We start from the raw sequence: 12226 nt of genomic DNA, 5'->3' as shown, positions 1-12226 counted from the left end.
GGTATAGCTGATGAGCGATATGTTGATGAGAGTTAATCCGCAGGTAGGGGCCGCTTTTGATAGCATGTGCAAGTCGATTGAGGATACGGGGACGCTTGAGCCTAAGGTGCGGGAATTGATCCGGCTGGCTTGCGTAGTTACAGACCGTTCTACCTATGGCATCCGGCTGCATGCACTGAAGGCTTATGAGCTGGGTGCGAGCGCGGAGGAAGTGACAGAGACCGTGATGAATTGTCTGCCGGTGGCAGGGATTGAGGCTGTCTCCTCCGGTCTCGCTGCGGCATTGTCGGCTGTGGAAGCCAAGCGGGGTGTTCATCATGGCAGTTAAGACCACAACCAACGAATCCTTCTACAACGTCTATCCCCATAGAGATCCAATCTGTGTGTCCCACTATCCCAATCCTGTGACCGAGGTTACCCCGGCTGATATTTACGGAACAATGGGCCTTGGTGACCAGCCTCCGGCGCATAATGTCGGCGCAGTCTATGTCCATGTTCCCTTCTGTGCTTCCGTCTGTATCTTCTGTCCCTTCAACAAGATGGCCTATCAGGAAAAGCAGGTCGAGCAGTACATGGAGGCCGTCAAGGCCGAAATCGGCATCTATGCCTCTTCCCCGTATGGTTCGCAGTCCACGATCAGTGCGGTGACGTTCGGGGGCGGAACGCCTTCGGCTCTGTCTGCCGGGCGGATGGTTGAGATGCTGAAGAGCGTTCAGGAGAATTACCGGGTGACGCCGGATGCACAGATCTCATTCGAGGGCAGTCCGGCAACCTTGACGCTGGAGAAAATGCAGGCCATCCGTGCCCAGGGGGCGAACCGGATCAGCATCGGTATCCAGACCTTCAATGACAAGATGGGGCAGCATCTGCGGATGAGCCATGATTCCCGGCGGGCCTTCGAGGTGCTGGAGGAAGCGAAGGAGGCGGGCTTCGGGAACATCGGCATTGATCTGATGTACAACCTGCCTGAGCAGACCATGGAGGAATGGCTGGAGGATGTCCGTACGGCTGTACGTCTGGGCATTGACCATATCACGGTATTCTCTCTGTGTGTAGTACCCTTTACGGCACTGTTCAAAATGATTAAGGAAGGCAAGATTCCGCCAACCGGCAGTGTCGAGCTGGAAGTGGATATGTACCTGGAAGCCAAGCGGCTGCTGCAGGAAGAGGGTTATGTCCAGTACAGCGTGTGGGATTTCGCCAAGCCGGGGTTCGAGGACCGGCATGTCCTCTTGTACTATACCCAGCAGAAGGATCTGTTCGCGCACGGCCCGGCCGCCTTCGGTTATGTCAACAAGCTGATGTATATCAACCAGGGGGATATTCAGGAGTACAGCAACCGGCTCCAGCAGCAGTTCTTGTCCGTCTTCATTGCCAGTCAGGCGGATGATCTGGAAGCGATGCACGGGATGATGGCCAAGGGCCTGCGGATGCTGTCCGTGAAGCGGAAGGATTTCACCGGCATGTTCGGATTCCAGCCGGAGGAGGTCTTCGGTACGACGATCGATGAGCTGGTAGCCAAAGGCCTGCTGGAAACGGATGAGCATGAGATCCGCCTGTCCGCGAGAGGTATTGTCTGGGGCAACAACGTCTGTAAGGAATTCTTCTCGGAAGCGAACCAGCAGACCTTCGAGAGCCGTGTGAAGCTGGCACGCGGACAAAAGCCGGCTGAGGCTGCCGGAGAGGAGCTGAAGGGATGAAGCTGTCTGTCGGCACGAACTTTGATGACCGGTTGCCTATCCTGCTGAAGGATTCGCATGTGGATGTTTTCTACGGCAAGCTGTCCTCTGATCTGGTGGGCGGCGGAAGACCAACCTTTGCACTGCCTACCATAGACCGGGCGAGGGTGGAGGAGCATGTGAAGCTCCTGCATGCCTACGGGTTCAAGTTCAATTATCTGCTGAACGCTACCTGTCTGGATAACCTGGAGACGACGAAGGATTTCCATTACCGCCTGCGCGAGCTGCTGGAATGGATCGGCACGCTGCAGCCGGAATATGTGACGGTATCGCTCCCGATGCTGATTGACATGGTGCGCACCGCGCTGCCGGATGTGAAGATCAGCCTGTCTACCTTTGCCAATGTGAATACGCTCAGACAAGCCCAATATTTCGAGGAAAAAGGCGTCAGCGAGATTACCCTGCCCGAGAGCCGGAACCGTGACTTCGCTTTCCTGGAGAGCCTGCGCAAGAATACCCGCTGCGACTATCAGCTCATTGCAACCAATGACTGTATGCTGGATTGCCCGATGCGCCATAATCATGCGAATTTTCAGAGCCACGCCTCGCAGTGCAACCATGTGACCGAAGGCTTCGCGCTGGATTATTATATGCTGCGCTGTACGGAGCGTAAGCTCCAGCACCCGGAGGAGCTGCTGAAGTCGCAGTGGATTCGCCCGGAGGACATGTATATCTATGAAGAGCTGGGCTATCACAAGTTCAAGCTGACCGAGCGGATGAAGACCACGGAGAAGATTGCGGCTACTGCGCAGTCTTACTCCGGGCGGAAGTATCAGGGCAACCTGCTCAGCCTGCTCAATTCGCGGATGGCGGAGGCCGACTTCGAAATGCCGAACTTCTCGAAGAACATCAAGGAGGATTTCGCACCGTCCGACAAAATGAGACAGGTCTACCGCCTGCTGTTCAGCTTCCAGGCCAGCATCGACAACGAGAGTCTGGAAGGCTTCCTGGAGGGCTTCCGCTCGAAGCGCTGCGACCGGATGGACTGTGACAAGTGTGGCTACTGTGCCGAATGGGCCAGCCGGACCGTCTCCATGGCGAAGCCCGGGAATGAGGCGCTGAAGGAATTCGAGCAGCTGTTCGCGGCGCTCGCTTCGGGAAGCTTCTTCGAGTCAGCGCCAGGAGCGAAGGCGGTCTGGAGCGCGGAGGGCGAGAGTCTCCTGGGCGCGGTCATTGGGCGCAAGCCTGAGTTCATCCGCGATATGGCCGGTCCTGAGATCCGTAAGAAGTCCGAGGAGCTGGCGGCTGCCCGGGGAAGTGCCCAGGTCTTACGGCAGGATGTCGCCAAGGCCAATGTACTGTGCACCCCGGCAGATTTCCGGATGTTCGCGCTTAGCGATCTGCGGGCGCTGGGCTTCGATACGGCTGAGCTGGACTTAGAGGAGGCAGCCGGATGAAGAAGATCATCGGGCTTGCCGGGTCTATGAAGAAGCATCACAGCTCCAGCGAATATCTGCTCTCTGTTGCGCTTGAAGCCGCAGCGGAGCAGGGGGTGCAGACGGAGCTGCTGCGGCTGAATGATTACAACATTCTGCCCTGTGACGGCTGCGGCAACTGCATGAACGGCAAGCACTGCCACCTGCTGAAGGACCCGGAGGATCAATTGACAGAGCTGTACGACAAGCTGAAGGAGGCGGACGGGTTCGTCTTCGCCTCCCCGGTCTATGCGCTCTCGCTTCCGGCCGTCTGGAAGAACTGGATCGACCGCTGCGAGCCGTGCAGCGACGAGGATCTGGACTTCGAGTACTACAATTATGACCGGGTAGCCGGAGTGAAGGGTAAGGCGTTCAAGGGCAAGGTAGCCGGACAGATTGTTGTCGCAGCGGGACCCGGGCATGAATGGGCGCTGGCCTCGCTGATGCCCTGCTTCACGGCGATCAAGCTGTCGATGATTGCCAGCGCGGGCATCAGCCTGATTGAATATGACGGCCAGCCGGGTATCCGCAAGCGCTCCTGGAGCAAGCCGATTGAAGAAGCGGAAGAGGCGAAGATGATGGCCCGGGCGGTCGGGATGCGGGTGGCCTCCTCCTTGGGCTTCTCTTACTTCGACCTTCCCGGGCAGTCGGGGGCAGGGCAAGGACAGGGAAGCGGGGGGCAGGACCCTATGGAGCAGAGCCAGGAACGCGGGGTGCAGGCTGAAGTCTGGTCTGCCTTCACTGTGCAGGACGTCCGGGATGAGGAGGTTACGCTCGGTGAACTGGCTTCGATTCAGCCGCGCATCTTCGTTATCGGCGATCAGCAGGCCAGCCTCCGCTGCGGGCCGCTGCTGGAACAGCTGGAGCAGCAGTTCGGCGGGAGCGCAGACTGTGCGCTGATTGCAAGAGTGGGGCAGCTGCCCCACTTCATCACGCATGAATTCGTGAAGGAGAAGACAAGCCAGACCGTTCCCGGCTTCACGCTCTACTATGACTGGGAGGATAAGCTGGCCTCAAGCTGCACCCTGGAGCCCGGACAGCCGGCCATTCTGGTAGGCAGAAGCCCCGGGGAGTGGCGGTTGTTTGCAGTCGATGAAGCAGACGGCCGGGATATAGACCGGGTCGTGGACTATCTGGAGGAAGCTGTCGTATGAGCGGCCTGGCCGGGAAGTTCAAGGGAGGATACACACTACATGCTGAAGACTAAGGGGATACCTTTACATTACAGTATTCAGGGCGCCGGGGAGGCTGTGCTGTGTCTGCACGGCAACCGGGACTCTTCGCTCGTCTTCGGGGACCTGGCCCGGGCGCTGGAGCCTCATTACCAGGTGCTTCGGGCGGACTTGCGCGCACACGGCCAATCGGAATACGCCGGTCCGGCCTTCACCCTGGAGGACATGGTTGATGATATTCTCAGGCTGCTGGATGAGCAGGGGCTGAAGCAGGTCTCGATCATCGGGCATTCCCTGGGCAGCACGCTTGCGCTGCTGCTGTCCGCCCGTGAGCCGGACCGGGTGAAGAAGCTGGTGCTGATGGGGGCCGCCGCCACCTTCGCGGTTCCGTTCAAGCGGCCGGAGCACGGGGAAGAGATTACGCCGGAGGCTGTGCGACAGACGAATGCGGCGGCGGTTCCGTATTTTTTCACCGAGGGGCATGAAGCGGTTCAGCATCAGATTCTGGAGGGCTGGTCCCGGCTGCCTGCCGCGACCCACCGTCTGATGATTCAGATCAAGCATCCCGATCTCCGGCCGCTCCTTCAGGGAATCCGGCAGAGAACGCTGATTATTAGCGGGGAGGCGGACCGGATTACGCCGCTGCACAAGGCGCTGGAGCTGAACCGGTATTTGCCGGACTCCCGGATGCATTCGGTTCCAGGCGCTGGACACTTTATGTTTCTTGAGGCGGGCGAAGACGTAGCTGCTGCCGCGCTCACTTTTCTTAAGGGGGAGTGAGCATGGGCAGAGTGCTGCTGATCTCGGCGAATACGGAGAAGCGGCCCCCTGTATTCCCGCTGGGTCTTAGCTATATTCACGCCAGTCTGGTCGCTTCCGGCTGGGAGGCAGGCATGCTGGACATGACCCAGCTGGAGTACACCCGGGAGGCCGTTACGAATTACCTTAACGCCTATGCGCCTGATTACATCGGCTTGTCGATCCGTAACCTCGATAATTGCTGCATGCAGTATCCCCGGAGTTTCGTGGATCAGGTCTGCTTAATGGTGGATTGGGTGCGGGAATGGAACAGCAGGGCTGGTATCATTCTGGGCGGTGCGGGCTTCTCGCTACTGCCCAGGCAGTGGCTGCAGGAGACGGGAGCCGATTACGGCATTGTCGGTGACGGCTGTGACAGTATCGTGGAGCTGCTTAACCAGCTGGAAGCGGGGCAGGTGCCGTCCGCAGTAAGCGGGCTCATGTTCAGGACAAGGGCCGGGGAATGGAATTACTGGTCGCCGTATGCGCCTGAACAGCTGGATCAGGAGTATTTTCCCAGCCGCAGCGGGTTTCTGCACAGCTATGATGTGGAGCGTAGGGTCCGCCATAATGTATTGACCAAAAGGGGCTGTGCGCTAAGCTGCACCTATTGCGCTTACCCGTCACTGGAGGGCCGGGCCGTCCGTCTGCGGTCGCCGAAGGGGGTTGCCGATGAAATTGAGCAGATGGTGGTTCAGTATGATATCGGCTCTTTTGATTTCGTGGACAGTGTGTTCAACTATCCGCTGGAGCATGCCGAAGAGATCTGCCGGGAGCTGATCGGGCGGACGCTTCCGTTGTCCTGGGGCTGCTTCCTGAATCCGAGGTTCTTCACGGCAGAGTTCGCAGGTCTGCTTAAGCAGGCCGGGTGTACAGAGGTGGAGTTCGGCATTGATTCAGGCAGCGATATCTGCCTCAGGTCGTTCAAGAAGAACTTCCGGCAGGCCGAGATCCGGACAGTGGTCCAGCTCTGCCGCGACCAGGAGCTGGACTTCAGCTTCTGCCTGCTGATCGGGGGACCGGAGGAGACGCCGGAGACCCTGCACGAGACGCTGGATCTGATGGAGGAGCTATCGGTGCAGCGCATCTTCGGCTTGTTCGGCATCCGTATTCTGCCGTCCACTGATATGTACAGCTATGTCGGTTCCCCTGAGCCGGATGATCTGCTCCATCCGAAGTTCTTCATGTCTCCGCAGCTGAGTCTGGAGCAGGCGAACAGCATCTGTGCGCCGTACCGGGAGCGTAACCCGGACTGGATGTTCATATGAAAGAGGAAGAGCGGGTGGAGTGAAGCATGAGAATACTGGTGGTGTCTACGAATACACTGCTGAAGCCGCTGCCAGTTCTTCCGGTTGGGGCGGGAATGGTCTATTCGGCTCTGACCGCTGCCGGATTCAGGACACGCTTTCTGGATCTGGCCTTTATGGCTGAGCCGCTGGAGGCACTCCGCGAGGAGCTGCGGGTTACCGGAGCGGATCTGATCTGCCTCTCGGTACGCAACATCGACAACCAGGTGATCCAGCAGCCGGAGAGCTATCTCTCTTTCTTACAGCAAATCATGCAGGTATGCCGTACCTGCAGTTCGGCCAAGGTACTGCTTGGCGGGGCTGCCATGCTGGTCATGCCGGGCGAGCTGGTGAAGGAGCTGGGGGCGGATTACGGCATCAAGGGGAGCGGGGGCGAAGCGGAAGCGGTGCGGCTGGCCCGTGAGATCGAGCGGGGGCAGGCCCCGGAGACAGGTACGGTACGTAATGCAGATCCCGCCTATCATCCGGTGTACAGCCGTATTCCGCCGAAGCCGCTGTTCGCTCCGCAGTATTTTATCCCGAACCCCCGGATCAAAAAAGCCTCGATGGGCTATCAGGCCTCCAGAGGCTGCAGCCGGCACTGCATCTATTGCTCGGAGGGCTACATGAATGCCGGCGCCTGCCGGATTCCTGCGGAGCAGTTCAGCGAAGATATGAAGATCCTGGAGAATGACTATCAGGTGCATAATATTACTTTTGTAGACGGTGTGTTCAATCATGATGTGGAGGAGACGATGGAGTTCTGCCGGCTGATCGGCCGCACCAGCCCCTTGCTGGAATGGAGCTGCGCCCTGACTCCGGCCCATATTACCGGGGACCTGATCCGCTTGCTGAAGGAGACCGGCTGCCGCTTCGTAGACATCGGTGCCGACTCGGGTTCGCGGCAGATGCTCCGGCGGATGGGCAAGCAGTTCACCCCGGAGCAGCTTGTTGAACTGGGACACCTGCTGGAGCAATATCGTCTTCCTTATTCGGTATCGCTGCTGTTCGGCGGGCCTGGGGAGAATGCGGAGACGGTGCAGGAGACGGTGCAGCTGGTCAATCAGATGAATCCGGTCTATATTCTGGCCAGCCAAGGCATCCGTGTCTACCCTCACACCGCACTCTACAATATCGCTCTACAGGAGCAGGTGATCCGGGCTGAGGATAACTTGCTTTTTCCGGCCTATTACCAGTCTAAGGACTACAGCGCTGACTTGCTCACCGATGCTCTGTCTGCATCACGCCACATCTATAAGGATATGCTTATGAATTCAATTGGAGGAAGGACTTGATAGAATGAACAAGCCAGTGTACCCGTTCCGGGAGATCGGGATAGGGCATTATCCCATGGGGAACACTCCGGTGTCGCCAGAGGACAGCGCACGGCTGCCGTCTCTGATGAACTTGAATCAAGCCGCAGCAAGCTCCAAGCTGGTCTATGTACATATTCCCTTCTGCGATTCCATCTGCCCGTTCTGCCCGTACCCCAAGGCGTTCAACGAGCAGGGAGCCCGCAAGGATTATCTGGCTGCGCTGTTCCGCGAGCTGGAGATGTACGGGATGACGCCGCAGATCCGCAATTGCTCAGTGGAGGCGCTATATATCGGCGGCGGGACGCCAAGCGTGCTGGACGAGGAAGAGATCACCGCATTATTCGAGCAGCTACAGGCTACACTGCCTATGCAGAGAGTTGAAGAGATTACGTTCGAGGGTAACCCTGCTTCCTTCACCGCCGCCAAGCTTAAGCTGCTCCATGCGCTTGGGGTGAACCGGATCAGTCTCGGGGTGCAGACGTTCAACGATGAGCTGGGCAGACGCCTCGGGCTGCTTCAGACCGGTGAGGATTCCCTGCGCAGTATTCAGGATTCCAGAGAGGCGGGCATTGCGAACGTCAGCCTGGACCTGATGTACAATCTGCCGGGCCAGACGATGGAGGAATGGCTTGCGGATCTGGCGAAGGTAGTGGAGCTGGAGATCGGTCATGTCACGTTATTTCCGCTGAAGATCATTCCCGGCTTCGGTCTGGCGAAGCGCATTGCCAGCGGTGAGCTTCCGGCCTGCGGCGGACTTGAGCTGGAGCAGCAGATGTATATAGAGGCTTGCCGTTATCTGGAGTCGCAGGGCTATTCGGTGGAATCCACGTATGATTTCGTCCGGCCGGGAGGCCATCATGTGTATAGCCGCAAGCATTTTGACGATTACCTGGACCTGCTCTCTGTGGGGCTGGGGGCGTTCGGCGATGTGGGCGGCTATGCCTACCAGAATGTGAAATTACTCCCTGAATATGTGAAAAAGATTACATCCGGCGACCTCCCTATTGCTTTAGGCTACGAAGTGAAGGCAGAGGATCTGCCTAACCAGTTCCTGGCGATGGGCCTACGCCGTACAGCGGTTGACCGCCAGCAGTTCCGCCGCAAATTCGGAGTTTACCCGGAGGAGCATTTCCCCGAGCTGTTCGACAAGTTCGTGAAGGAAGGGCTGGTGGAGATCCGCGAGGACACGATTGCGCTCACGCGTTTCCACGGGTTGTTCTGGGGCAACAATGTATGTAAGGAGTTCTGCGAGGAGCAGATCAAGATGGCTTTTCCAAAATAATGGAGGGGTACTGAAATGAACAGTAAAGTGAGTAAAAATGTCTTCTACGGCGATCTTCAGGAGGCCGGGAAGTATGCGGAGCTGGAGCAGCGTCTGCTCGGCGAGTCGAATCTGCCGGGGCCGCGGGCGAATCTGGGGGCGGCTTCCACCTTCGCGGATGCTTTCGCGTCGGATTGGGTGGCCAGTGAAGCCTGGGAGCTGCTTGTGCAGTGGACGGGCAAGACAGAGGCGGAAGCTCCTACAGATGATCCCCGCGAGTTCCTGCCGTTCTGCGCGCTCCAGGCGATGGGCAGCTATTACCGCTATGCGGAGCCTGCCCGTCAGCAGATCATTCTGGAGCGCTGCCGGGCGGCGATGAACGATGCACGCTGGCGGATGCGCGAGGCGGCAGCGATGGCGCTGCAGCGCATCGGGGAGCAGGACTTCGGCGTGCTCCGCGCACTGTTCGACGACATGAAAGGCACGGCTAACGCGCTGGAGCAGCGGGCCTTCGTCGCTGCCCTGGCCCACCCGCCGATGCTGAAGGAGCAGGCCAATGTCCTGTATGCACTGGAGCTGTCCGAGGAGATCCTGGACGGCATTGCCGCCGGACAGACCCGCTACGGCGCGGAAGAATTCCGCGTTCTCTCCAAGGGTCTGGAATACGCAGTTAGCGTCTTCGTGGAACGCGCCCCCGAAGCCGGCTTCCGCATGCTCGCCAAGTTCGCTGTAACCGATGATAAGCGCATGCAAAAGATCGTAAAATCCAACCTCGGCAAAGCCCGCCTGGCCAAAAAATTCAGCCAGGATGTGGAGCGCATTCAGGTGTTGATGAATGCTTAATGGGGGGCGAGGGGTGAGTGATGCGGCCTCGTGGTGGATTGGAGGTGCAGCGTATTGCTCCTGGGAAATATGCCCGTAGAGAGAGCGAACCCGCCTGGTCACCCGAGTCTGCTCCTCCGCGGACCTGAGGGCCGTTATTTTCAAAGAATGGTTACTTCTTTGCCGGTTTGCGGACTGTGGTGCGCTTATTGTCTCACTGCGAGGCGTTTTCAGGCGGCATATCCATCAATAACGGCCCTGTAGTCCGCGAATGCTGGAAAAGTTGGATTTTTCGCGGAATAAGGGCCTCTGAGTCCACTACGAAAGTGGGAGAGAGCACCATGCTGGTGGTCTAGTCAAGTAAAGGGAACAGAGATAGCCGGCCTGCATACTGAAGTATGCGGTCCGGCTTATTTGCAGTGTGTTGAAATACCCCGGCCGATACCATGTGGAGACAATTTAGGATTATGCAGAATATGGCCGAAGAGGTACAATAGAAACAAAAAGTCGGTGCGAATGCCAAGCTCTCATGAAATCGTAGGGGGTTTCGCACCTCAGAATTTGTCGAAACTCTCAGGAATCGAGGGAGTTCTTGAAAAGTCAAGGGTGGACAGATACCTTTTCGAGATTGGAACAAAGGGATATATAGTGTATGTATACGGGAAAAGCATAGGTTGTGCTGTTTTCCGCTGTCGCACTCTATGTGAGTGCGTGGATTGAAATTATATCTTTTAATGATTGTGGAAATTTTGATTTTGTCGCACTCTACGTGAGTGCGTGGATTGAAATGCATTAGATCTTTGCGTCAATACATTTGCGTCATTGTCGCACTCTACGTGAGTGCGTGGATTGAAATTTAATCGCATAACGCACGAAATAATATGAACTGGCGTCGACTCTACGTGAGTGCGTGGATTGAAATGATGGACCACGACCGGCAGTTGAAAGATTTATACGTCGCACTCTACGTGAGTGCGTGGATTGAAATTTGTAACTATCCATAACGTACTTGCCGTCGCCGCTATCGTCGCACTCTACGTGAGTGCGTGGATTGAAATCTCAGCTCAAATAGCGCAGGAATACAGACGGGAACGGTCGCACTCTACGTGAGTGCGTGGATTGAAATTTGAGACGCCTGTGCGGAGCCGGCGGGAAATTTCTGTCGCACTCTATGTGAGTGCGTGGATTGAAGTAATTGTAGCATCTGATTTATACTGTGTGGTCAACGTCGCACTCTATGTGAGTGCGTGGATTGAAGTGGACAGTGATGGGATGGAGAACGACTCCACCAGCGGGTCGCACTCTATGTGAGTGCGTGGATTGAAATCTCCAGGTCAGACAAAAATGCATCCGCATTATGTGGTCGCACTCCGTGTGAGTGCGTGGATTGAAATGCACCAAAAAGGCCGACCGCTATGCGACCGACCAAGGGTATCTTAAACCACTCCTACCCTGATACGCCTGCATTGTGTTGCCCGGAATTTTCCAATGCCGCAGTAAGCCGCGGCAAGGCTATCCCTAACCTTTTCGCTTCCCGTACAACTTCAAGTATCGCAAAACCTGCTTTACTATTGTTGTATTCCATGAAAAGCCGTGCTAAGCTGCCCTTCGCAAAAATAACCTTGTTAAAAAGGATGCCGAGAAGTGCGGGCGGAGTCTTGGTTAACAGTAGAGTGATCATATCCATTTTTGCGCCTCTTGCTTTCAGTACAGGGATAATCTCCCTCATATTCCTGCCAACATTTGCGAAGGAGTCGCTATGATCCAAGATTGCCGGAAAGCTTCCCCGTCTCAATACCTCGGTCTCCATAGCGGCATTCATGGCAAAGTGATTCCATAGCCAGCTTTGCATATCCTTGATCCAGTTAATTTTAAAATGGGCACTTTCAAATAGCGCTTTGACCAGGTTGTTAATAGGTTCAGTGCCTGCCCGTGGCTGTTCCAGAAACAGCATTTTTAAAAAGCCGCCTCTAAGCCTGTTGTCCTCAATGCCACCGCCGCCTCCCGGGAACCCAAAGACCACATTGTCCATAGACAGGGGGGAGATCGAAGAATTCAAATCCTGCCAAAGGTTATTGAAGATGAGGACAGGCGTGCTCCCAGCAGTAGTCGATATTAGTTGTGTTGCTGCCGGAAGCTGCTCCGTGTTGACACTCACAATAATGAGATCATAATTTGGTCGAATCTCTTCGTGTAATTTGACGTTCCAGCTTTCTTGGATGAGCTGCTTCCCTTTTCGTGCGTCCCACATTTCAAGCTCAATGCTGCTGCCTAAGGTTTCCTTTCTCCCTTTTCTAACGTAGAACTCCACTGTATGTCCTGCCTGTTCAAAAGCCCAAGCATATTGGGTCGATATGACACCTCTGCCGAAGAATAAAATTCTCATATTAGCCTCCTGAGCTTATATATTAATCTTT

General features: G+C 56.4%; 10 protein-coding genes and 1 CRISPR repeat array. Of the genes, 9 read left to right on the top strand and 1 reads right to left on the bottom strand.

Going from position 1 to position 12226, the window contains the following annotated elements; genetic code table 11:
- Positions 1 to 10: 10 nt before the first annotated feature.
- The 9 genes from NSS64_RS22775 to NSS64_RS22735 are packed head-to-tail and all read left to right on the top strand — an operon-like array spanning position 11 to position 9830.
- Positions 11 to 328 carry a carboxymuconolactone decarboxylase family protein gene (locus NSS64_RS22775; protein ID WP_209878720.1) on the top strand — a complete coding sequence of 106 codons (318 nt, stop codon included), beginning with the start codon at positions 11 to 13 and terminating at the stop codon, positions 326 to 328.
- Positions 318 to 1700: a radical SAM family heme chaperone HemW gene (gene hemW, locus NSS64_RS22770; RefSeq protein WP_339254117.1), complete on the top strand. Its 1383-nt coding sequence runs from the start codon at positions 318 to 320 to the stop codon at positions 1698 to 1700. Before NSS64_RS22775 ends, hemW (NSS64_RS22770) begins: the two co-directional genes overlap by 11 nt.
- Positions 1697 to 3136, top strand: a complete 1440-nt coding sequence (locus NSS64_RS22765) for a U32 family peptidase (RefSeq protein WP_341141618.1) — start codon at positions 1697 to 1699, stop codon at positions 3134 to 3136. Before hemW (NSS64_RS22770) ends, NSS64_RS22765 begins: the two co-directional genes overlap by 4 nt.
- A complete protein-coding gene (locus tag NSS64_RS22760; RefSeq protein WP_341141617.1) occupies positions 3133 to 4308 on the top strand; it encodes a flavodoxin family protein in 1176 nt (391 codons plus the stop codon). The genes NSS64_RS22765 and NSS64_RS22760 overlap by 4 nt, the downstream gene beginning before the upstream one ends.
- A gap of 39 nt (positions 4309 to 4347) precedes the next feature.
- Positions 4348 to 5106, top strand: coding sequence for an alpha/beta fold hydrolase (locus NSS64_RS22755; protein ID WP_340943546.1), 759 nt, complete (start codon positions 4348 to 4350; stop codon positions 5104 to 5106).
- Between the two features lie 2 nt (positions 5107 to 5108).
- A complete protein-coding gene (locus NSS64_RS22750) occupies positions 5109 to 6392 on the top strand; it encodes a B12-binding domain-containing radical SAM protein (RefSeq protein WP_341141616.1) in 1284 nt (427 codons plus the stop codon).
- 26 nt (positions 6393 to 6418) lie between these two features.
- Positions 6419 to 7705 carry a B12-binding domain-containing radical SAM protein gene (locus tag NSS64_RS22745; protein WP_341141615.1) on the top strand — a complete coding sequence of 429 codons (1287 nt, stop codon included), beginning with the start codon at positions 6419 to 6421 and terminating at the stop codon, positions 7703 to 7705.
- A 4-nt stretch (positions 7706 to 7709) separates the two neighbouring features.
- Positions 7710 to 9008, top strand: coding sequence for a radical SAM family heme chaperone HemW (gene hemW, locus NSS64_RS22740; RefSeq protein ID WP_339254129.1), 1299 nt, complete (start codon positions 7710 to 7712; stop codon positions 9006 to 9008).
- A 15-nt stretch (positions 9009 to 9023) separates the two neighbouring features.
- The gene (locus tag NSS64_RS22735) at positions 9024 to 9830 is read left to right on the top strand and encodes a hypothetical protein (protein WP_341141614.1); all 807 of its coding nucleotides are present in this window, start codon (positions 9024 to 9026) and stop codon (positions 9828 to 9830) included.
- A gap of 675 nt (positions 9831 to 10505) precedes the next feature.
- Positions 10506 to 11203: a CRISPR direct-repeat array (repeat unit 27 nt; unit sequence ACTCTACGTGAGTGCGTGGATTGAAAT).
- A 53-nt stretch (positions 11204 to 11256) separates the two neighbouring features.
- Here the strand turns inward: NSS64_RS22735 and NSS64_RS22730 are convergent.
- Positions 11257 to 12195 (bottom strand): ketopantoate reductase family protein, encoded by a 939-nt coding sequence (locus NSS64_RS22730; RefSeq protein WP_341141613.1) that lies wholly within the window; start codon positions 12193 to 12195, stop codon positions 11257 to 11259.
- Positions 12196 to 12226 lie beyond the last annotated feature (31 nt).

The sequence above is a fragment of the Paenibacillus sp. FSL H8-0122 genome (assembly GCF_038005345.1).
Taxonomy (GTDB): domain Bacteria; phylum Bacillota; class Bacilli; order Paenibacillales; family Paenibacillaceae; genus Paenibacillus_AQ.
Note: the sequence above shows the minus strand (reverse complement) of the source record. Positions and strands in the feature narration are given on the sequence as shown.